This window comes from Ruegeria sp. B10 (genome assembly GCF_056539825.1).
In genome coordinates this window covers 80,722-100,523 of record NZ_JBQFVP010000017.1, presented here as the reverse complement: position 1 = coordinate 100,523, position 19,802 = coordinate 80,722, and the positions used below count along the sequence as shown (strand labels likewise).

Below are 19,802 nucleotides of genomic sequence, written 5' to 3'. Positions count from 1 at the left end.
CCGCGCGCCTCAGCGCGCTCAATGTCCCGCCGCTTTCGCGGCGGGTGTGGCAGGGTTGTCTGCTGCCGCATTGGGGCAGGTCGGCACCCCTGCCCGGTCTTAGGACCGCGCGCCACCTGTGGCGCATATGTGGTCCGGCCTGCGGCCGGAGCAGAAGAAAGGGCGGCTTGCGCCGCCCTGCCCTCCCGTCATTCGGTGACGGGATCGTCATCGGTGCGCTTCGGGAAGGCCACCATCTCAACGCCAGGGAACATGCTGTGCTTGACCTGGATCGAGGTGATGGTGCCGGTCTCATCGGTATTGACGAAGAGCACCCCGCATCGATCCCAGAATGTCTTGCCTTCTTTTTCACCGGTCTTGACGCTCAGTTTCAGAGTTTGAGTTGCCATTGTTTGATCCTCGCTATGGCGTGTTTCGATGAACAAGGGAAAAGCGGGCATCAAGGGGATGTCAGCAGGGAATTTGATCCGCGCGGAATGCGCCGCAGGCGCAGGGGACATTCCTTGTTGAAGCGCGGCGCCCGGCCCGGGCGCCGCGCGTCTTCCCCGACTGCCCGCTTATGTTCATCCCTTCAGAAACACCGCAGCCGAGGATCTTCTCCGGCAACGTACTTGAAACTGTCAGACCTGGTGAAAGGCAAGGCTTTCTGGGATCGCTGCGCGCGGAACATCTGAACAAAACGATGTCTTTGATGGCGGCAACATCACCTCGATCCGACACAGGCGCGGCGCTCAGTTCTAAGTTGGGGGTTGCCCTTCTGGGTCGGTATGACCGTCGTCGCAAAGGATGAAGAATGACGGACGGTGCAAACCGCCCTATCCAACTGGCGGAGGCCAAAGACCGGACGGTCCGGCCCTGGTCCGTGCTTGTGCGGATCAGGTAAACAGCCGGACTCAATTTGGATTGGCGGGTTCGGTAGGACGCCCCGGTAATCCGCAAGAACTCTCTCAAGCGCTGTCGCGGGGCGAGACCGGCGCACGGGCAGATACAGTGATGAGTACGCCAAGAAAAAGGCCCACCGAAGCGGGCCACGAGTTTAACCAAAGGAAAATCTGGAGGTATTCTTTACAGGCTAACGCTTGCGCGCGCGATCGACAACACCGTCAGCTGTGATCGTGGCAATGCGATCCTCTGTGCGGCGGGTCATTTCCACCCCGTCACCCGTCATATGCGCCTCGGCAAATTCCGTGAACTTGAAGATGCTGCCATCTGCTTCAACATGGGTTTCGTCCTCTGCCGAGCGCCGCTTCACCGATCCGTCATGGCGGATTTCGATGATCGTGTTGTCGGCCATTCGGACCGTCACGGTATGCTCATCTACAGCGACACCCTGCCACCAGGCATCTGCATCGCGGCGCACAACAATGCGGTTTGGGTGCAGCTTGATCTGCACGTCCTGTACCTCGTCCGGATCAGCGGCTTTGACGACCACGATGGCCTCCTGCGCGCTGGGATCACCATGGATCGACGCGCTCCCGTTTTTTGGCGGCCAGAGCTTCGGCTGTGTGCGCGGCTTGCCCTTCTGGTCTGTATGAAACCCGACGAACATCTGCGCGGATTTCCAGACGCGGCGGGCGGCTTTTTCAACCGTAGACGGAGCTGCATCGGTGGACATGGTGGATAGCCTTTAAAGTGGGTTAATTCACGTGCATTTTCGGGGTGAGCGTCACACCCACAGCGCTCAGCACTTTCAGCACCGTGCCAAACTCGGGATTGCCATTTTCGCTAAGTGCGCGGTAGAGGCTTTCCCGAGACAGACCAGATTTGTCGGCCACACTCGACATACCTTTGGCCTTGGCAACATCGCCAAGTGCCGACGCGATCAGCGCCGTGTCGCTGGTTTCAAAAGCCGCTTCAAGATAGGCTTGAATGGCTTCCGGGCTGTCCAGATAGTCAGCCGCTTCAAACTTCGTTGTTTTGACACCCATGTTTTTCACTCCAACTCTCTTGCCATCGCCTTGGCGGTTTTGATGTCGGCTTGCTGGGATGACTTGTCTCCCCCGCACAGCAAAACGATCAAAACGTCACCGCGCGACACATAGTAAACGCGATACCCCTTCCCTTCGGAGATACGCAGTTCACTCACACCTTCACCAACCGGTTTCACATCACCGGGATTGCCCAGGCTCAACCGCGTGATGCGAACCAAGATCCTGGCTCTCGCCCTTTGGTCCTTCAGGCCCTTGAGCCACTTGTCGAACAGGTCCGTCTTACGAATTTCTATCATACCTATATGTAGCCTACAGGCTACAACCTTTCAAGTCAAAACAACCTATACCATTGAACTAAAATCAAAAATCATTGCTGAAAAGCAGGGCGCGTTGCGCCCTGCCCTGCCAGTTTCAGAAGCAATCCGGCACCCATGCATCGATCCGGGCTTTCTGTGCCTCGGTCACGCCCAGTGCCTTTTGATGCTCTGGATCATTGAAGAGCTTGTGCAGCGCCTCGTTCTTGGCACCCTTTTTGGATTTCGCGAAGGCTTTGAACATGTCGGCGTCGATGTGCAGGTCCAGCAGGTCTTTGTAGAGATCATCCAGCTGCCAGCCTTTCAGACGCTTGAAGCAGTTTTCAGCCGAAGGGGTCCAGATCGCGCGCATGTCAGCCTCGATCTCAGCCTCGATCTCCGCCATGAACTCCGGGCGTTGGGTCAGAAACCGCCGGGCCAGAAAACCCGTGATCTCACCATTGCGGGTCTTCTTGCCCAGATCGCGAAACGCTTTGAACGCTTCCACGCTGCCTTGTGCGGCAATCTCGTGGAACTGGTCATAGGCTGCCTGTGCCGCTTCATCCCGTTCTCCGCCAAGACGCGGGTCGAGGATGAACTGGTCATCGATCTCGGGTGTGTTCCGCTCGGCACCACCATAGCCAAACCCAAACAGATTGCTGCTCAGACCGGAGGCCGGGGTGGCAAAGAAAGCAAACAGGCTCAACACATAATCAGGCTTGTCCAGCAGGGCCGTTTGAACCGCTGCCAGCCGGATCGCCACCATGTCGTCGATGAACTTCTGCGAATAAACTGGTTTTGGTTCTTCCTTGATCTCCGGTTCTTTGACCGGGGCCAGAACACCAGCCTCAATGGCAGCCTGAACATGTTCCGCCGCGACATAGGCCGGGGATGTTTTGATCTCGCCATTGTTGGTGACATAGACAAACACGCCGGACAGCTTGCGCTGCGCGTCAGAATAGAACGGCGCCGTATAGTCCTCAAGCGCGGCCAGCTCCTTTTCACCATCCGCGTCCAGAGCCTCACCCTCATAGAGTTCGGCAAGTTCGTCATACCGTTCGGCCTGTCCTTCGGTGAAGTCCCGGCTCACCATGTCCAAACGGTGCATGTCTTTCGTACCCGAGAACCCATAGGGAATGTAGCTTTCCTCATGGGTGTCCACCCAGTCCCAGCCTTCCGCGTCGCGCAGTTTTTCCGCTTCTACCGCCAGTTTCTCGGCAAACAGACGATCCAGTAACGCGCCTTCATTGAATAGGGTTTCATCGGCAAACAGATCAGCGGTGACGGTGCCGCCCGCCTCAACATAAGCCTTCTGCCCGACAAATACGGCCTTGCGGCTAGTGCTGCTAACAGCCTCCGACGTCAGTGCCTGTTTGACATCATGCTCACTGAACCACCGACATTCTTTGGCCCGTTCCAGAACCTCCAGAATTTTCTCTTCTTCGGTGCTGACGGTCATGGCCTTGGCCAGCCCCATGCTGATCTCACCGGCTTTGAGCGCATCCAGAACGGCGGCGGGCAGACTGGCAAGCGCGAGGCGGCGGCGCACATGGGATTCGGTCACGCCAAACGCATTGCTGATCTTGGCAATAGACAGAGATTTCTCGGCCATTTTGCCATAAGCACGGACCTCGTCCACAGGGTCCAGTTCTTCACGGGCGGTGTTCTCCGCATTGGCCCATTGCTCAGCCACGAAGGGATTGTCCGTGACCTTAACGGGAACCTGTGCCAGATCAGCGCGCTCAGTCACGGCGATGTTCAGAGCCCGTAGGCGGCGACCACCGGCAACGATTGCGACTTTGCCATCGGTATCGCGCAACCCGCTGAGGTTCTGGATCAAGCCACACATAACCAAACTGTCGGCCAGAAGTGCAATACCTTCCTCACCAACCTCCTGTCGTGGGTTGATGTCAGACAGGTAGAGATCGGACAGGGATACGGTTTCGATGGTTTCCGGTGCGGTGAATGTTTCGACTTTGCTCATGGGGCAAATCCTTGTTTGAGTGTTTGAGATCGTGTTAAGGGTGCCCTACCCCTTCCGGGGTAGAGCGGAGCCGTTTAGATGGCTGCGTGTTGGATCAGGAAGCGGCGCGCGATGTGGAAATTGTCGCCCTTCCTGATTAGCGCCCACGCTTCTGCGATACGTTGCTGCAAGATTTCATTGCTCATGGTGTTCACCTCCTTTCCGGTTTGGGATTGAGATCAGTATTCGCTGGGGCACATGATGGTCAGAACGCGGCGCGTCACTGACGTGTCAAACGGCCGGTCGGACCCATACGTGTAGTCCGTGTCGTAAAGATCGATCTTCCAGAACAGCTTCTGGTCACGGACTGTCACCGCCCCAAAGGTGTGATCGCCATAGGGGTCATTGCCCTCGTCAAACTGGTCATCCGACGCCACCGCTGCCAAAGCTGCAGTCTGGAACTCCATCCCTTCACCTGACACGCCGGGCGTGACAAATACCTGACCCTGAATTCCCTTAGAATGCATCTCGATTGCCGCAGTCGGATCGATCAGCGCTTTCCGAAATAGGTCATTCTGGGTCGCAATCTCTGCCGCCTGCAGGCTGGTGTCAGTGTCGATGTCTTTTGTCTTTTCAATGTCCAAAACCGTCTCTCCTTTTGTGGTGCGACCTCTGGGGTTGATCCCCTTTGGTGCTGGTTTTGAGCCGAGCCCTGAAAGGGCGTCGTCTCTAAAACCTGCCCCGTGGCGAACGCGGAGAGGGGCGAGACAGGACCAATCGACAAGAGTGGTGCGGCCCGCAGCGCAGGCGCGCGAGGACACGGTATTGTCTATTTGTCTTGTCCGAGGGGGGAGGCCGCGCCTTCCCCCTTACGGAAGGTAGCGTTTGGCTTGTCCAAATCCCGCCTGACCCACAAGGAAAGGACAAAGGATCTCTGATCCTGCGTGAGCGCAAAAGGGACCGTCACCCGAATGGGCAGATCACCACGGCATGGACCGACCATGACCCAAAGCCCCTGCCCCGGCTCGCAAGAGACGGGTCAGGGGCTACTGGGACAGGGAGATCATTCTGGGGTGTTCTGGGTGGAAGCCGATACGTCGGCTGAAACCTAGAGCCTGCTCACGAGCCGAAAGGCTCGGGATTTGCCACAGAAACAGACTGCAGCCCGAAGTCACTCACCGACCGGAACATACCCTCGACGGAGCTTTTGCTTTTCGAGATTGTGGAGCGCTTCACTAGCCAGGGCTTCGTCATCATACGTCACCATCATGGCTTGCCCGTTCGTGCCAATACGCCCCCAGGTACGAAGCACTGAAACCTCCCCAAACAACGTCGGCTGCAACTCGATGCCATAGAACCGCGCCATGTTGATCTCAGGGTCCACATGGATCAGGTGCACAGGTGTGGTGTCTGTCAGCTCCATGACGCGATTGTCGATCAATAAAGCTCGTCTGTCCAATGACTTTGCTGGAACAGTCAATTGGCAAGGATTCAGAACCGTGATGAAAACATTCGACAACTCAATCTGTCTGATGCTTGCCTCGTACCCATCCAGGTACAGGAGCTCATATTGGCACCATTCCACATTCCGCTGCTGGAACCGTTGTGACCACTGGCCAGAGTAGGTACGGTTTTCTCATATCTTGCAAAACGAAATAGAAGGATGAAGGCAACGTGGCTGAAATCTTGGAAGGCGGATGTTTTTGCGGTGAGGTTCGATACCAGGTCACTGGCAGCGCAGTAATGCAACTCATGTGTTTTTGCAGTGATTGCCTATCGATGACCGGAACGGACGGTTATGCCGGGTACATGATAAAGTCGGAAGACCTGCAGCTGCTGAAAGGCAAACCACGGACCTTTGAGAAGACCTCAAAGGAAGGTCGACCTGTCATCAAGCATTTTTGTGGCACCTGCGGATCAGGCCTGTGGGGCGTGACAGCCTTCGGATTGACGAGCATTGCGGCTGGGACATTGGATGAGCCAAACAACTTCAAGCCAACGAGCAAGGTTTTTGTGAAAGATGCCCCCAACTGGGCCAGGGTTCCCCACCATTTGGAAGAAATGTAGCGTTTGAAGCTTTGGTATCACCTACATTTCTGTCTTGGAGTTGTTCCTCTTGGTGACCCGAGTTGCTACGATTGTCGTTGAGGCAATAAGCAGGACATCGCGATGCGCAATGCAATCTTTTTACCCCTAATGGCTTTGTTCCTGGGGGTCGTCATGGACGTTAAACCGGCGGCGGCCGCGTCACTCGGAACATATGAGGTTTTTGGCGTCGAAGACGGTGACATGCTAAAAATGCGCAGTGGGCCTGGAACAGGGTTCAATGTGATCGTTGGTCTTCCAAATGGAACCGCACTACGAGTTCACGGCTGTGAGCAGACCGGTGGCACCCGTTGGTGCCGCGTCTCTTTGGAGCGCGCGCGCAAGCTTAAGGGATACGTCTCTTGGGCATATTTGCGGAAAATCTAATACGACAGCGATCAGCACCACCATCTTTTAGCAATCATAGAATACCGGCGGAAACGCCCTGACGAATCCACTAGTTGGGCTCACACCCGTCGTCGAAGCGGCTCGCAACATCCCCGAATTCGCTGGGTTCAGGACGGCCCTAAGGCTTTGACTGGGGAGCGCTTGATCGCCTGCACCGTAACGGATTGATCCTGGACCCGGTTGGAAAGGCAAAATCGGTGGTACTGACCGATGAAGGCCTGCGCCGCTCCGAAAAGCTTTTCACAGAGCTTTTTGGGCGGGAGCCAAAGACATAGCATTCGCCATGACAAGTCCCTCCATGTAACGCAGGTCTGCATACGCGTGTGGGCTGGCTGGCGGTTGCAATCTGCGCTAAATCGCCCCTGTCCGGCAAACAGGGAGAAGCTGAAGATGACAACGGGGAACGATCTTGGTGGGCTCATCGGGTTTATCACCCGTGACGAGATTTGGCATGAGCGGCTCGCTGATGTGTTGGACGAGCATTTTCTGCCAGCGCTCGAGGCCTTCGATCTTGAGTTCGAGGATCTGGGCGACTTGCTGGGCGAGGATTGGCCGATGGTCCTGTGGGGTGGTGGCCTGGAAGATTTGCTGGGCAGGACATTCGGAGCGGACGCCGAAAACGCTGCGGATGCTTATCTGAAAGGGAGCGGTTCCAAGGAGAGTGCGCAGACCCGCGCCTATATCAAAGGATTGCGGGACGCGTCGGTCAGCCTTTATGAGGTGAGCGAGGTAGACCCCGGCAGATCCATGGTCTTGCGCAACATGCTTTCGGACGCAGAGCCGGTTACCGTCCGGGAACACAGCGCGACGCAGATGCTGCAGCGATGGGATCGCATCGCAGCTCGGGTTGTCGCACAGGGGGATTATAACGTGATCTCGGGGGCGCTGCTCCCATTCGACCCCGACACCGTCGCGTTTTTTGAAGACGGGCTCCGCTCCGTGTTGAAATTGAACCCCGACGTTGAACTGAGGCTGACACAGGATCAGCTACACCGTTCCGCACCCCTCTTCACCAATGCCTGGCTCTTCGCACATCTGCCGAACCTACTGGATCCGGAACCACCACAAATCAGCAACAGCGATGGCGACAACCTGCTCTTTCACGACATGCGCTTCCCCCTCGCCAGCAAAGTGACGCAAAGCCAGGTATCTGAAAAGCTAACACAGTCCGCAGAACTCGTGATCTCAGGCCAGAAGGATTGGACCTGGCTTGACCTCGACACCCCGTCCGGCACCAAGCACGGCACCGGCCTCGTGTTGGACAAATCAATGTCAGGGGCCTCCGTGCTTGGGTCCCTAGATCTGAAAGGTCGGACACTCACACTTTCTGTGAGCTCTACAGCGCGCGCTGAACGCGGCGAAGCCCTGGTCCGGGACCTCCTGGGCGACCTGGTGAAATCTCCGCTGACATCAATCCAGACCGCCGAACAGATGATGGCGGATGACAGCACGAGTAACGGAGTGGCAGAAGAAGAGGACATCCCCCGTGCCCTTGCCCGTCAGATGGCCCACGAATATCTCGAACAGCATTACCGCGATACGCTTGACCAGCCGATTCCTGCCCTGGATGGCAAGACCCCGCGCCAGGCCGTTCGCAGCACGGCGGGCAGGAAGAAAGTCATAGACTGGCTGAAGACAATCGAAAACCGCAGCGCGCGCCAGACCGGCTCTCCGGTGGCTGAGTATGATTTCGGCTGGATGTGGGACGAGCTTGGTCTGTCAGACTACCGAAATTGGACCAGCGATGGTTCTTGCAAAAACCGTTCCAAAGCTTCGCCTCCTGAACCCATCGACTAACCCATGTTTTCCCGGCTGCGTCTTGCAGAGATGTGGCAAGGGTTATGCTGTCGCTGCGCGTCCAGATGGTTTGCCTCGTGACAGCTGGGGCACAACAAAATTTCAGTCTCCGTGGACACACCGGTTTCATAATCGAAACAGTACTCTTGTCCACATATTTCCAGCACCTCTCCACTCTTGGCCAGTTCCGAACTTGTCACCTCGCAGTGATCACAAATTCCGTCCAAGAGAGCTGATTGGAGTTCAGAAAGAACCACTGTTTTCTGAAAATTGCACACTCTGTCACTCATAACTGCTTCAGGCTTTCACAAAATGGTGAAGAGAGAAAGCTTGTGAAACAAGAATTCAAGGGAATGTGACATAGCCCAATGGGTTCGAGATTTAGTTTCGCCGATCATTGCCTGTAAGCTGCGCGGCGCGTCGAACTTTCACGTCAGCCGCCATCCCACAACAGACCCGCGCACATCAAAATACAACCTGGGCTAGTCCTCCCAGCGAAACGCGTCGTTGTCCGCCTTCACCCGACCAATAGACGGCAAAGCGAAGTGGTTTCCCAGCACAATACATCCCGTTTCCGAGGCGCTTTCCAACAGTTTCCGACGGGATGTCACGGCCATCTCAGCATCGGAATCAAACATAAAATGCCACTCGGGATGCCAGCACTGGGCGGTTGTATGGATTGCATCACCTGTAATCAGAGCGCGCCGGTCGCCACTGGTGATTTCGACCGAGACATGACCTGGTGTTTGGCCTGGCGTGGGGATCAGAGTGACGGAATACACCCTGTCGCAGTCCTAAGGTTCACAGGAGGCCCGAGACAAAGTAGGTTTCTTGTGTAGAGGTAACGGCAATAGGCGTGGATCAGAATGGCGCGACAGCTCCCACTCGAAGGTAACAAGCCCTTTCTGGTTTACGCCGGCACTGGCACCGACCTGATTTTCAATCATGGAATTGAGCTTCCCGGTTTCGCGTCGTTTCCATTGCTGGAAGAACCTGGCACCAGGGTGATACTGGCCGGTCAAATGCAGGCTCTTGTCGATCTGGCCCGTGAAATGAATGTCGGATGCATCCTTGATGCGCCCACATGGATGGCGAACGCCGACCGGGCAGCGCCCTTGGGGTACGATGCAGAGCGGCTCGCCGAAGTAAACAAAGATGCGGTCAGTCTAATGGAAGACGTGCGCCAAGCTGCCGCTCGCGATGATGTACTGGTGTCGGCCTGCATCGGCCCGCGCCATGATCCTTACGCCGACATCCCGCCGGTACCCGTCGAAGATGCACGTCAATACCACGCCGCTCAAATGCACAGCCTGAAAGACACAAGCCTCGATCTGGTCACCGCTTATACATTCAACCGCCCAAGCGAGGCAGCGGGATGCATCCTCGCCGCCCGGGACGCTGAACTGCCGATCATCATGTCTCTGGTTGTTGAGACAGACGGGTGCCTGGCAGACGGGACCAAACTTGTGGACGGAATTGACCAGATCGACGCAGCAACCGACTCGGCGGCGCTGTTTTTTATGGTCAACTGCGCTCACCCTACCCATTTCGCCGGAGCGCTTGGCAACCACCCCCGGCTGAGAGGCCTTGTGGCGAACGCTTCGAGTTGCTCGCATGCGGAACTTGACGAAGCAGATGAGCTGGACGAAGGCGATCCAGCTGAACTTGGTAAACAGATTGCCGCGATTGCGAGGCAGAATCCGTCGATCCAAGTATTTGGAGGATGCTGCGGTACCGACATGCGCCATCTGAAATCGATGATCAGCGAACTAGCATAGCCAACTTGGTTCAATCTGAGCGATAACGCTGAGATCTAAGGTGATCCCGTAATTTCTTTCCACAACTTGTTAGGAGATCGGCCCTTTGCTGCCGTTGACCGAGGGCGCGCATCGCTGCGGTGCGGCCCACCAGACCGGACTTTAGCTGCGACTGCGAAATCCAGCGATCGACAAACTCACGCATCGCGGACCAAGTGTGAATTCGCCGCGCTTGTCGCGATGGCAGCTCGGTGCGCTTCGCTGACGTCAGAACAAGCGTGAAAATGTATCGATTCTCGCCTGGATTGAAATACCTTCAAAGACAACACCAAAGAAGTGAATCTTTGTTCAGACTAACATGTTGGGTCTGCTTCTAGGGGGGGATGCCCAATGACCGAGACCGGCAAAACAGTCCACACGCCAGTGGCGCTTCAATGCCAAGTTCGGTGTGAATTTAGGCGTTCGCACCATCAATGGTCATCGGGTTAGCGCTCCGATTTGACACCAATATATTCCGGCAGATAACGCGGCGGCATTGGCCCCTTGTTCCGCCCGCCCTGTTGAATCTGTTCCCAGCCATGAGACAAGACGCCAACCGAGCGGGAAAGACAGAACAATCCCCGGGAAAGCGGTGCCGGGAACCCCAATTCGCAAAAGATAACAGCCGTGGCCCCATCGATATTCATCGCGATATCGGCACCGCGCTTACGTCCGATTTCCGTCTGTATAGCTTCACCGATATCGGCAAATCGCCCTTCTACAGTGCCTGACATCGCGGCCTCGCGTACCAACGCCATCAATCGCGGTGCGCGGGGATCGACGGGCTTGTGGAAACGGTGGCCAAAACCCGAGACGATCTTGCCATTTTCCTCACACCAGGCGGCGATACCGTCGCGGACGGCAACTTCCTGTTCAGCGCCGTCATCCATCCGTTTGGCGACGTCGAAATAAAGCTCGGCGCATTGTTCACCGGCGCCGCCATGCACGTCACCCAACATGTTGACCCCGGTGGCCATGACGTTGTTGAGCCCCAGCCCACAGGTCGCGGCCATACGCGCTGCGGCTATCGATGGCGCCTGCGGACCATGATCCACGCCCGCCACCAGCGCGCATTCAAAAAGCGCCGCCTGTTCTGGCGTGGGCAAATTGCCGCGCACCATGAGCCAGATCATCTGAGCAAAGCTGACGTTTCCGATCAGGTCCTGGATCGGGTGGCCGCGAAAGGCGATCCGCCCCGGAGCCATGTCGATAATTTCGGTGCGCCACCAGTGGCAAATGGCATCGGCGTCATTGCGTCCTGCGGGGTCCGTCATATCGCGCCATCCTTTGCCAGTTTTTCAATGTCTTCCGGTGAAAGACCTAACTCGCTCCAGATTTGAGAGTTGTGCTGCCCCAATGTGGGCGGTGGTGCATCGACGGTGGGCGCGCTGCCGTCCAATTTGATCCCGGTCGTGGCAACCTGAATGTCGCGTCCGACGCCGGGGACGTTTTCAAACTGGTCGAGGAAACCGCGGTCTGCAACCTGCGGCATTTCCAATACTTCCGGCACTGTCAAAACCGCTCCTGATGGCACACCAATGCTATTGAGTTCCTTGGCCCAGTCGCGCGGTGACCGGGTCTTCAACACGGTCTCCAGCTCAGTTTTCAGAGCCAGCCTATTGCGTTTGCGATCCTCGCGCGTGGCATATTCAGGCCGCTCGCGCAGCGCGGCCAATCCCAGGTGGTCCGTCAGTAGCTCCCATTGCTGGTCTTTGTTTGCGGCAATGTTGATCAACCCGCCCTTCGCTTCAAACGCACCGGAAGGCGCCGAAGTGGGGTTTTCATTGCCATTGGCAGTCGGATTGACGCCGGCGATCAGATAGTTCGACACCACCCAGCCCATTGTCGCCAGCACCGATTCCAGCATCGACACATCAATAAAGGTGCCGCGCGGATTGGCGTTCAGAGCAGATGAAATCGCAAAGGCTGCGGTGATGCCCCCCACAGTGTCTGCCACCGGATATCCAACGCGCAGCGGCGCGCTGTCGCTATCCCCGGTGATCGACATCACACCCGAGGTTCCCTGTATGATCTGGTCATAAGCCGGGCGGCGTATCCACGGGCCCTCTTGGCCAAAGCCGGAGATAGCACAATAGATGAGGGTCGGATTGGCCTCTTTCAGGGTCTGGTAGCCCACGCCGAGGCGCGTCATGACGCCGGGCCGGAAGTTTTCAACCACGACATCTGCAGTTTCGACCAGTTTCAGAAAAATCTCTCGACCCCGTGGGTTCTTGAGGTTGACCGTGACCGATTTCTTGCCCGCGTTCTGGGCGAGAAAGGACACGCCCATGTTGACTTTGTTCAGCTCTGGGTCGGCCCCCAGTTGGCGGGCGAGATCGCCCCGACCGACGGCTTCGACCTTGATAACCTCGCCGCCCAGATGCGCCAGATGATGACAACAGAACGGACCGGCAAGGACATTGGTCAGATCAAGAACACGAATGCCCTTCAAAGGTGTCTGCGACATTATCCGCGCCCCGCGTGTACAACCTTGGCCGCCGTGAAAAACTCGCGGCAATAGCTGCCTTTTTCCGGTGCACCATAAGAGGATCCCTTTCGGCCCGTAAAGGGTGCGTGGAAATCCATGCCGGCGGTGGGCAGATTGACTTGTATCATGCCTGCTTCGGCGTTCTGCGAGAAGTGATCGATTTTGGCGGGATCCCGCGTGACAATTCCTGCGGACAATCCAAATTCGCAGTCGTTGGACGTGGCCAGGGCGGCGTCGTAATCCGGCACGCGTAACACGGCGGCGATGGGCCCAAAGATTTCGTCTCGTGCCACGGCTGCGTCGGGTGACACATCCGTAAACAACGCAGGCGCAAAGTAATGGCCGGTTGTTTTGGATTTGACCTCGCCACCACCTGCGGCAAGCGTTGCACCGTCATCCACAGCCTGAGACACGTATCGTTTGTCGATGGCGAGCTGCGCTTCACTGGCGACCGGACCAATCTGGGTTTCCGGAGCGCGCGCATCACCGATCCGAAGGTCTTTCATTGCCGCGCAAAGACGGTCAACAAATGCGTCGTGAATGCCCTCGGTCACAATCAGGCGGGAAGACGCTGTGCAGCGTTGTCCGGTTGAGAAAAAGCTGCCCTGAACGGCGCAGTGCACCGCCAGATCCAGATCGGCGTCATCCAGCACGATCAAGGGGTTCTTCCCCCCCATCTCCAGCTGCATTTTCGCTCCTCGCGCAAACAGCGCCGCCCCCATATGGCGACCGACGGGTGTGGAACCGGTGAATGTGACCCCGGACACCTTGGGGTGCGTAACGATTGCCTCCCCAACCTCACGGCCTTTTCCCATCACAAGGTTGAACACCCCCTCAGGCACGCCCGCACGGGCAATAATATCGGACAACATCCATGCCGATCCGGGCACCAGTTCGGCAGGTTTGAACACAACCGTATTGCCATAGGCCAGAGCGGGTGCGATTTTCCATGCGGGGATCGCCAGTGGGAAATTCCAGGGCGTGATTACGCCCACAACGCCGATTGGCTCGCGTACAACATTTAGCGACACACCTTCGCGCAGAGATTGGTAGGTGTCGCCGGTCGCACGATACGCCTCAGCCGCGAAATATTTGAACAAATGCCCGGCGCGATGCGCTTCGGCCTTGGCTTCGGGCAAGGTTTTGCCCTCTTCGCGGGCCAGCATATCGCCCAGCTCGTCTACACGGGCGAGGATTTCCGACCCGATCCGGTCGAGCGCTTCGAACCGGACCAGAGGCGATGTCTTGCGCCAATTCGGCAGGGCCGCGGCCGCGGCCTCGATTGCGTCAACCGTTTGATCGGCGCTTGCCCGGGCATACTCGCCGATCGTGTCGTTCAGGTCGGACGGGTTGACATTGGGGGCCGCGTCGCTGCTAGCAACCCATGATCCGGCGATAAAGTTGGCAAAGGGGTTTGCAGTCATAGCGCTTCCTCAAGAACTGGTCGCCACCCGATATCTTCATGCCGGTGGTCCACAGTATTCACGTAAAAATAGGTCGGGCCATGATAGCCCCTGCACACCCGCCCATCGGCCCGTCTGGCAACCGGTTCGGCGGTCCAGCTGACCGCGCCGAACCAGTTCCACAAACGGTTATGAGGCGAGGTCAGATGATCCGGGCAAAGCGGTGCTGTACTATTGGCCGGGTCCGGTTGCGGAGCGTTCAACGCCCCGCTGCCCCCCACCAGCGCATCCCATTCATTGGGGCGCGTCGCCCCCTGAAAAGGGTCACTACAGGGCGTATCCCCCCCCGTAAGCAACCGGCAGCGAAACAGGCGTCCATCAATCGACAGCTCTGTGCCATGGACATACCCCGCATCATCCAGATCCTGCCAGCTGACGCGGCTCATAAGCATCCGGTCGGCGACCATCAATCTTCTTCCACCGTCCTCAAATAGATGCCAGTTCAGGCGCAGGTTCGGGTCTTTGGGACTGTCGGTGAGCGCCCAGTTGTCCCAATTCGGGTCGCGTTCAAATTCCGGTAGGTTCCCGGGTTGCAGGCCCTCGTAAGGGCAAAGCGCTGACAGGTCTGTGATCCAGGGCCGTGTCGCGGGCGCAAGTGTTTTTCCTGCATGGGAAAACCCACCCAGCTGCTCTGTTCCTTTGTAGTCCATCATTGCTCTGTCACCGCCCCGGTCACAGGTTGTGTGCGGAAGCGACGCAGGATCCGGAACAACATTTCTGCAGCCAGAAATTCGGTACGCTCCGACGGATCAAGAGGAGGGGACACCTCAACAATATCCAGTCCACCCAACGGGGCCTCGGCCAGCCCATCCAGCAGATCGTAATACTGACGCGGTGTAATACCGCTATGAACGATTGAGCCGGTGCCGGGGAGGTAGCCAGCGTCCATCGCATCGATGTCGATTGACAGATACAGTTCGTCACATCCCTTCATGGCATGCTCCAACGCCTGACGAATTGCCTCTGCCGTCCCCAATTTATGTACGTCGCCAGCCGAAAACACCCGACCGCCCTGCTCTTCGATCAAGGCGAGTTCACCGCTGTCGACCCAACCGGTGATCCCGACCCAAACCATATTGGACACGTCGACATTGGGCAGTTCGGAAATCCGACGGGCATTGGTTGCGTGGTTATGGCTGCCCCACGCGCCAAGCCGGTCAGAGAAATCCAGATGACCGTCGATCTGGATATACCCAAAACGTGCATTTGGTGCGCGTTTGGCCAACCCACGGGAATAGCCAAGGCAGGCCGGGAAGCTATTATAGTGATCACCGCCCAGTGCCAGAGGGATCGCCCCTCCAACGCTCAGCGCCTCGGTCATTGCGGCAATGGCCTCGGTGGTTGCGTCTACATCCTCAGGGGTGATCACTGCATCCCCGCAATCCACGAGCCAGTCGCTGGCCGTTGCGCTTCTTTGGCCCGTATCTGGATCAAAACTGACCCCCTGCGGTCGCATGGATTGCAATACCGTCGTTGCCTTACGCAGCGCCTCGGGACCAAACCTGGTTCCGAGCCGGCTTGAATGTGTCCAATCGCTGGGCATACCCACCACACCGATTTGGCCCGGACGGACGTCGGCGGCATCGAGCAGAGGCCCATCAAACAGCCGATACCCCGGTTGTGCCAGAGGCGGGAGAAATGTCGTTATCGCTGCAGTCATGTCAGTACTTTTTCCTTGGAAGTTTGGCGGCGCGGAAAATCAATCCCAAAGCCGAGGCGCGCATAGATAAACGCCAGAAGAGCCGTGACCATCAGGCGTTGGCCAACCTTCACGACACCCATTCCGGGACGGTTCGGATTCAGACCGGTCAACATAATGGCGCTGACCTCGTGCCGTCCCAAAAGCTCAAGCCATTGCACCACCGTCGCAAGATCGCAGCCCCCCAAACGGGGCCGATCACAAAGCGCACTGAGCGATGTTTCAAACACCGAGAGATCAAACCGAACAAACAACGGCTTTGATGGATCCCGCCACTCTGAAAACGCGGCACGCTGCGCGGCAGTATCTCTATTTACCGGCGTGGTCGTTCCGTTCGGCAAGGGCGCAATATGAAAATCGCGCGCATCGGCTGGTGTACCGCCAAGCTGCACTGTCTGACAATGAGGGAGCGCGCTCCGCGCCGTCTCGGACATGCGATCTGATCCGCCCAAAAAGATTGCACAGGCGCCATTGTCGCTGATCTGACGCATGGCCGCCTTCAAGGCCGCGTGGATCGCATCTTCGGACCCCGGTGCAATATCTCCGAGATCACAAAGCCGCTCGTGCAGGCCATCGGTACTGATATCCTGACGCGCATCGATATCTACGGGGTGACTGAATTGTGGATTTGCGTGCCAACCGAAATAGACCGAGGTTTCGCGTAATGCACGCGGCGCCAGAGATTGCCCTGCATGAGGTGCGTTTGTATCTTCAAACGGGATGCCCAGTACGGCCAGATCTCCAGACCGGACGTCGCCGATTGCTTTGGTCTGAGAGCGCATGAACGACAGATGCCCTGCCATGCGCGGCAACGGGGCCGAACGTAGAGGCATCAGCCTGCTCCTTTCTCAAGACGAGCTGTGACCGCTTGCAGGATCGCCAGTGCAGCGCGGGTTTCAGCCTTGCCACGGTTGTCCAGTTCCGGGGCAAGCCCAAAAACCGCAGCCGCGATGGTATCGCCCGGGGTGGCGTCAATTTGCGCGATCATTTGTGCTGGTGACATTCCCGTCAGGCGATGCGGGTGCGATACCCATTTGCCCGCAAGCTCTTGTAAATCCACAGACAGGATGACCGGTTGGGTGCGGGGCAAATGGCTCACTGCGCCGCCATTGACCCCAATGATGGGAACATCCGCACCTGTGACCTGTCTTGCGGCGACGTCAAGCGCTTCCAAACCGCTGGAATCGCCGCCTACCAACACCATGCGGGCACCGGTTTCAAGAACCGATTCACATTGCGAGGCAACTGCGAGAAAATGCTTGTCAGGTTCTAGCGGAAAGACGTTCACGTCCCCAAGGTCAATTGCATTCGCGGGTGTTACTGTGGGGCAGGACGCATACCGAAGCTGGCGCGCGAGATAGCGTTGCCCTGCCGATGGCCGGGCGAGATTGTCACAAAAATAGCCTGCAATCGCGACCTGACCGGGCACGAGATCTTCCAGATCGCCAATGGATGCGCCCAGAAAACTGGGGATCGCGTCAAACTGTATTTGCGCCGCTTCACTCATTGTGCAACGCCGCGTTCAGGGTTTCGATCGCCGCCAGTTCCGACATTCCCCTGGTGTCGCGCGCAGGCGCAAGGCCGGTGATCACAATCGCCTGCCATTTACAGGACATGGCACCAATGACGGAAACCAGCGTTTCAGGTTTCATCCCGCCGGGATTTAGGCCGACGCTGCCAGCTGCATGCCCCAGATCAATGACCGATATGTCGATCCACAAGACAGCGCGCTCGGGCGTGTCAGAATAGTCGCCGTGCCCTTCATCCAACTGCCGCGCGGTGCGCCAATCCATCTTGCGCTGGCTGATCAGATCCCAGACACCAGCAGGTTGATCGCCGTTCAATCCCACCCAGATCGTGTTGGCTGTTCGCGTCGCGATATCACGCCGGGCCAACGGCATGGCCGCGACAACTGGCAGATCAGGCAAGGCCCCCAGCACACCCGAGGCGACATCAGACGCGCCACCCAAGACAACGGGTACAACACCGTGATCCACCATTTGCGTCACAAGTTGTTCCAACGCGGCAGGCCAATCCCCTGACAGGTCCAGATTGCCAAGATCCCGACCATCTACAGGCAGTCCGATCCCAAGTTGGGCAGTCATTTTGCGCAGCGCATCGGGTGCCAGAGAGGTGCCGGATCGGGGCCCGGTGTTAACTTCGCTCGGAACGCCCATAACCCCAACACAATCAGCCTTACATTGCGAATGAATGCCAAAAGGAAGGTCCGCATAACCAGCTGTTATCATTTGTTTCCGCGCGCTATTCATTGCCAGACGCCTTCGTTATTTGCGATTTCCAATTGCGCTCAAACCGGCTATAAAAAGCGACGGATTTGCGTCGAAAGGTCTGCCTATGCCCGACAAGCCCCGATCCCCTGACGCCAATGGTGGTGTCGAAGCGGTAGAGCGCGCATTGCGTGTGCTGGACATCTTTGAGCCGGGCGATGCAGGCCTCTCTTTGAAGGAGGTTGCGGACCGCAGCGGGGTCAACAAGGCGACAATTCTGCGTCTGAGCGTGTCGCTTGAAAAGTTTGGTCATATTACGCGAGACGCCGAGGGTCTGTTTCACCTCGGGCCGTCTTTGTGGCGTCTTGGATCCGTGTTTCGCCAAAACCTGCGGATGGGGCCAATTGTGCGACCGGTGCTTGCGAATTTGGTGAATGCGACCGGCGAAAGTGCGTCGTTTTATGTGCAACGCGGCAACTCTGGCGTGTGCCTCTACCGGGTCAATTCGCCAAGGCTTGCGCGGGATCACGTTCAGGAGGGCGAGATCATTCCGCTGAGCATGGGCTCTTCGGGTCAGGTGCTGGATGCTTATTCCATCCGGCAGGGAAAACAGGCGGCCAGCATCCGAAAGGCCGGGTATTATCTCAGCCTTGGTGAACGCGATCCTGACGTCGCCGGACTGTCGGTTCCTGTTCTTGGGTTCGAAGATGAATTGCTGGGCGCGATCAGCTTGTCCGGCCTGCGCGTCCGCTTCAATGACACAGCCGTCGAAAAGTATCGCGCGGCGGTCCTTGATGCCGCCCGCCAGATTCGGGTGGAGTTTGGCGAAAAATAAGACCCGCATCATTGTGCCTTGTCTTTCCGACGCCCGATCATCTGCACACCGATAAGCGCCGTGATGGACACGACAATCAGACAGGTCGAGATCGCCGCGATTGTCGGATCAAGCTGATCACGCAGTGAATTGAACATGCGCCGGGTGATTGTGGCGTTTTCCCCGCCCGAGACCAGCATCGAGATCACAACCTCGTCCAGCGACGTGATAAATGCCAGAAAAGCCCCTGTCTGGATCGAGAATTTCACCTGCGGTACGGTGATTGTCCACAATGCGTATGCACGGGACGCCCCTAAGCTGCGCGCTGCAAGCTCCTGATCGAAATCATAATTCTGCAATCCCGACATCACCGTCACGATCACGAATGGCAGCGCCAGCGCAGTATGGGCGATCACGATCCCGGTCAGTGTGTAATTGAGCCCCAGCTTGGCATAGAGGCTGAACACTCCAACAGCGATCAGGATCACTGGCACGACAATCGGCATGATCACAAGGATTTGAGCCGCGCTCCTGATACGAGGCGCAGAGCAATGCAGACCATAGGCACAAAGTGAGCCCAGGGGCGTCGCGATTGCCGTGGTCAGCGCCGCCGCGATCAGCGAGGTCTTTGTTGCGCTCATCCATTCCGGCGACGTGACATAGGCCACGTACCAGCGAAACGAGAGCGATGTCGGCGGGAATTCCAGATAGGATGCCCCCGAAAACGACATCGGGATAACGATCAGCGTGGGCAGGATGAGAAAGAACAGCACAGCAATGCCGACCACTGTCAGCCACAGGCCGTCGATTTTACGTTGTCCGACTTGTTCCATTTTC

The 19,802-nt window shown here is 57.4% G+C and carries 23 protein-coding genes; 6 read left to right on the top strand and 17 right to left on the bottom strand.

The features are described from left to right. Positions 1 to 188 precede the first annotated feature (188 nt). The 7 genes from ACR0J4_RS20690 to ACR0J4_RS20660 all read right to left on the bottom strand — a co-directional run bounded on the left by ACR0J4_RS20690 (position 189) and on the right by ACR0J4_RS20660 (position 5,610). Positions 189 to 389 carry a hypothetical protein gene (locus tag ACR0J4_RS20690; RefSeq protein WP_170417785.1) on the bottom strand — a complete coding sequence of 67 codons (201 nt, stop codon included), beginning with the start codon at positions 387 to 389 and terminating at the stop codon, positions 189 to 191. A 683-nt stretch (positions 390 to 1,072) separates the two neighbouring features. Then, complete coding sequence (locus tag ACR0J4_RS20685) at positions 1,073 to 1,615, bottom strand: hypothetical protein (protein WP_170417788.1); 543 nt, start codon at positions 1,613 to 1,615, stop codon at positions 1,073 to 1,075. A gap of 22 nt (positions 1,616 to 1,637) precedes the next feature. After that, positions 1,638 to 1,928, bottom strand: a complete 291-nt coding sequence (locus ACR0J4_RS20680) for an addiction module antidote protein (RefSeq protein WP_152460667.1) — start codon at positions 1,926 to 1,928, stop codon at positions 1,638 to 1,640. Between the two features lie 5 nt (positions 1,929 to 1,933). After that, positions 1,934 to 2,227, bottom strand: coding sequence for a type II toxin-antitoxin system RelE/ParE family toxin (locus ACR0J4_RS20675; RefSeq protein WP_170417791.1), 294 nt, complete (start codon positions 2,225 to 2,227; stop codon positions 1,934 to 1,936). Positions 2,228 to 2,342: 115 nt separating this feature from the next. Continuing rightward, a complete protein-coding gene (locus ACR0J4_RS20670; RefSeq protein ID WP_170417794.1) occupies positions 2,343 to 4,208 on the bottom strand; it encodes a ParB/RepB/Spo0J family partition protein in 1,866 nt (621 codons plus the stop codon). 218 nt (positions 4,209 to 4,426) lie between these two features. Then, positions 4,427 to 4,831 (bottom strand): DUF3768 domain-containing protein, encoded by a 405-nt coding sequence (locus ACR0J4_RS20665; protein ID WP_152460664.1) that lies wholly within the window; start codon positions 4,829 to 4,831, stop codon positions 4,427 to 4,429. Between the two features lie 527 nt (positions 4,832 to 5,358). Then, positions 5,359 to 5,610, bottom strand: coding sequence for a WGR domain-containing protein (locus tag ACR0J4_RS20660; RefSeq protein WP_170418006.1), 252 nt, complete (start codon positions 5,608 to 5,610; stop codon positions 5,359 to 5,361). Between the two features lie 251 nt (positions 5,611 to 5,861). On the opposite strand from ACR0J4_RS20660, the gene ACR0J4_RS20655 reads away from it, so the two are divergent. The 4 genes from ACR0J4_RS20655 (at position 5,862) to ACR0J4_RS20640 (ending at position 8,477) form a co-directional block, all read left to right on the top strand. Continuing rightward, the gene (locus ACR0J4_RS20655; RefSeq protein ID WP_152460663.1) at positions 5,862 to 6,254 is read left to right on the top strand and encodes a GFA family protein; all 393 of its coding nucleotides are present in this window, start codon (positions 5,862 to 5,864) and stop codon (positions 6,252 to 6,254) included. 153 nt (positions 6,255 to 6,407) lie between these two features. After that, positions 6,408 to 6,659: an SH3 domain-containing protein gene (locus ACR0J4_RS20650; RefSeq protein WP_408015525.1), complete on the top strand. Its 252-nt coding sequence runs from the start codon at positions 6,408 to 6,410 to the stop codon at positions 6,657 to 6,659. 185 nt (positions 6,660 to 6,844) lie between these two features. After that, positions 6,845 to 6,955 carry a DUF6429 family protein gene (locus ACR0J4_RS20645; protein WP_371732129.1) on the top strand — a complete coding sequence of 37 codons (111 nt, stop codon included), beginning with the start codon at positions 6,845 to 6,847 and terminating at the stop codon, positions 6,953 to 6,955. Positions 6,956 to 7,070: 115 nt separating this feature from the next. Next, positions 7,071 to 8,477, top strand: coding sequence for a DUF7986 domain-containing protein (locus tag ACR0J4_RS20640; protein WP_174819503.1), 1,407 nt, complete (start codon positions 7,071 to 7,073; stop codon positions 8,475 to 8,477). Between the two features lie 482 nt (positions 8,478 to 8,959). Here the strand turns inward: ACR0J4_RS20640 and ACR0J4_RS20635 are convergent, their stop codons facing one another. Beyond that, complete coding sequence (locus tag ACR0J4_RS20635; RefSeq protein ID WP_170417797.1) at positions 8,960 to 9,259, bottom strand: MBL fold metallo-hydrolase; 300 nt, start codon at positions 9,257 to 9,259, stop codon at positions 8,960 to 8,962. 84 nt (positions 9,260 to 9,343) lie between these two features. Here ACR0J4_RS20635 and ACR0J4_RS20630 point away from each other — a divergent pair, with 84 nt between their 5' ends. Then, positions 9,344 to 10,255: a homocysteine S-methyltransferase family protein gene (locus tag ACR0J4_RS20630; RefSeq protein WP_170417800.1), complete on the top strand. Its 912-nt coding sequence runs from the start codon at positions 9,344 to 9,346 to the stop codon at positions 10,253 to 10,255. 464 nt (positions 10,256 to 10,719) lie between these two features. Here ACR0J4_RS20630 and ACR0J4_RS20625 read toward each other — a convergent pair whose 3' ends face one another. From ACR0J4_RS20625 to ACR0J4_RS20590, 8 genes are read right to left on the bottom strand one after another with little or no spacing between them, the layout of a single operon-like run. Beyond that, on the bottom strand, positions 10,720 to 11,547 hold the full coding sequence (locus ACR0J4_RS20625; RefSeq protein WP_170417803.1) for a citryl-CoA lyase: 828 nt from the start codon (positions 11,545 to 11,547) through the stop codon (positions 10,720 to 10,722). Next, positions 11,544 to 12,740 carry a CaiB/BaiF CoA transferase family protein gene (locus ACR0J4_RS20620; protein WP_170417806.1) on the bottom strand — a complete coding sequence of 399 codons (1,197 nt, stop codon included), beginning with the start codon at positions 12,738 to 12,740 and terminating at the stop codon, positions 11,544 to 11,546. The genes ACR0J4_RS20625 and ACR0J4_RS20620 overlap by 4 nt, the downstream gene beginning before the upstream one ends. Continuing rightward, complete coding sequence (locus tag ACR0J4_RS20615) at positions 12,740 to 14,185, bottom strand: aldehyde dehydrogenase family protein (RefSeq protein WP_170417809.1); 1,446 nt, start codon at positions 14,183 to 14,185, stop codon at positions 12,740 to 12,742. The genes ACR0J4_RS20620 and ACR0J4_RS20615 overlap by 1 nt, the downstream gene beginning before the upstream one ends. Next, positions 14,182 to 14,877 carry a hypothetical protein gene (locus tag ACR0J4_RS20610; RefSeq protein ID WP_170417812.1) on the bottom strand — a complete coding sequence of 232 codons (696 nt, stop codon included), beginning with the start codon at positions 14,875 to 14,877 and terminating at the stop codon, positions 14,182 to 14,184. The genes ACR0J4_RS20615 and ACR0J4_RS20610 overlap by 4 nt, the downstream gene beginning before the upstream one ends. Further along, entirely contained in the window at positions 14,874 to 15,884 is a 1,011-nt protein-coding gene (locus ACR0J4_RS20605) for an agmatinase family protein (protein WP_170417815.1), read from the bottom strand. Before ACR0J4_RS20605 ends, ACR0J4_RS20610 begins: the two co-directional genes overlap by 4 nt. Next, positions 15,881 to 16,756: an arginase family protein gene (locus ACR0J4_RS20600; RefSeq protein ID WP_170417818.1), complete on the bottom strand. Its 876-nt coding sequence runs from the start codon at positions 16,754 to 16,756 to the stop codon at positions 15,881 to 15,883. Before ACR0J4_RS20600 ends, ACR0J4_RS20605 begins: the two co-directional genes overlap by 4 nt. Continuing rightward, a complete protein-coding gene (locus ACR0J4_RS20595; RefSeq protein WP_170417821.1) occupies positions 16,756 to 17,430 on the bottom strand; it encodes a hypothetical protein in 675 nt (224 codons plus the stop codon). Before ACR0J4_RS20595 ends, ACR0J4_RS20600 begins: the two co-directional genes overlap by 1 nt. Beyond that, positions 17,423 to 18,100 carry an arginase family protein gene (locus tag ACR0J4_RS20590; protein WP_170474326.1) on the bottom strand — a complete coding sequence of 226 codons (678 nt, stop codon included), beginning with the start codon at positions 18,098 to 18,100 and terminating at the stop codon, positions 17,423 to 17,425. Before ACR0J4_RS20590 ends, ACR0J4_RS20595 begins: the two co-directional genes overlap by 8 nt. 178 nt (positions 18,101 to 18,278) lie before the next feature. On the opposite strand from ACR0J4_RS20590, the gene ACR0J4_RS20585 reads away from it, so the two are divergent. Continuing rightward, a complete protein-coding gene (locus ACR0J4_RS20585; protein ID WP_170417827.1) occupies positions 18,279 to 18,986 on the top strand; it encodes an IclR family transcriptional regulator in 708 nt (235 codons plus the stop codon). A gap of 8 nt (positions 18,987 to 18,994) precedes the next feature. Here the strand turns inward: ACR0J4_RS20585 and ACR0J4_RS20580 are convergent, their stop codons facing one another. Beyond that, a complete protein-coding gene (locus ACR0J4_RS20580; protein ID WP_170417829.1) occupies positions 18,995 to 19,798 on the bottom strand; it encodes an ABC transporter permease in 804 nt (267 codons plus the stop codon). Positions 19,799 to 19,802: the final 4 nt, after the last annotated feature.

Bases quoted from the DNA above. Each gene is read 5' to 3' on its own strand.
- ACR0J4_RS20690 (WP_170417785.1), bottom strand. From the start codon at position 389: ATGGCAACTCAAACTCTGAAACTGAGCGTCAAGACCGGTGAAAAAGAA.
- ACR0J4_RS20685 (WP_170417788.1), bottom strand. From the start codon at position 1,615: ATGTCCACCGATGCAGCTCCGTCTACGGTTGAAAAAGCCGCCCGCCGC.
- ACR0J4_RS20680 (WP_152460667.1), bottom strand. From the start codon at position 1,928: ATGGGTGTCAAAACAACGAAGTTTGAAGCGGCTGACTATCTGGACAGC.
- ACR0J4_RS20675 (WP_170417791.1), bottom strand. From the start codon at position 2,227: ATGATAGAAATTCGTAAGACGGACCTGTTCGACAAGTGGCTCAAGGGC.
- ACR0J4_RS20670 (WP_170417794.1), bottom strand. From the start codon at position 4,208: ATGAGCAAAGTCGAAACATTCACCGCACCGGAAACCATCGAAACCGTA.
- ACR0J4_RS20660 (WP_170418006.1), bottom strand. From the start codon at position 5,610: ATGGAGCTGACAGACACCACACCTGTGCACCTGATCCATGTGGACCCT.
- ACR0J4_RS20650 (WP_408015525.1), top strand. From the start codon at position 6,408: ATGGACGTTAAACCGGCGGCGGCCGCGTCACTCGGAACATATGAGGTT.
- ACR0J4_RS20640 (WP_174819503.1), top strand. From the start codon at position 7,071: ATGACAACGGGGAACGATCTTGGTGGGCTCATCGGGTTTATCACCCGT.
- ACR0J4_RS20630 (WP_170417800.1), top strand. From the start codon at position 9,344: ATGGCGCGACAGCTCCCACTCGAAGGTAACAAGCCCTTTCTGGTTTAC.
- ACR0J4_RS20625 (WP_170417803.1), bottom strand. From the start codon at position 11,547: ATGACGGACCCCGCAGGACGCAATGACGCCGATGCCATTTGCCACTGG.
- ACR0J4_RS20620 (WP_170417806.1), bottom strand. From the start codon at position 12,740: ATGTCGCAGACACCTTTGAAGGGCATTCGTGTTCTTGATCTGACCAAT.
- ACR0J4_RS20615 (WP_170417809.1), bottom strand. From the start codon at position 14,185: ATGACTGCAAACCCCTTTGCCAACTTTATCGCCGGATCATGGGTTGCT.
- ACR0J4_RS20610 (WP_170417812.1), bottom strand. From the start codon at position 14,877: ATGATGGACTACAAAGGAACAGAGCAGCTGGGTGGGTTTTCCCATGCA.
- ACR0J4_RS20605 (WP_170417815.1), bottom strand. From the start codon at position 15,884: ATGACTGCAGCGATAACGACATTTCTCCCGCCTCTGGCACAACCGGGG.
- ACR0J4_RS20600 (WP_170417818.1), bottom strand. From the start codon at position 16,756: ATGCCTCTACGTTCGGCCCCGTTGCCGCGCATGGCAGGGCATCTGTCG.
- ACR0J4_RS20595 (WP_170417821.1), bottom strand. From the start codon at position 17,430: ATGAGTGAAGCGGCGCAAATACAGTTTGACGCGATCCCCAGTTTTCTG.
- ACR0J4_RS20590 (WP_170474326.1), bottom strand. From the start codon at position 18,100: ATGGGCGTTCCGAGCGAAGTTAACACCGGGCCCCGATCCGGCACCTCT.
- ACR0J4_RS20585 (WP_170417827.1), top strand. From the start codon at position 18,279: ATGCCCGACAAGCCCCGATCCCCTGACGCCAATGGTGGTGTCGAAGCG.
- ACR0J4_RS20580 (WP_170417829.1), bottom strand. From the start codon at position 19,798: ATGGAACAAGTCGGACAACGTAAAATCGACGGCCTGTGGCTGACAGTG.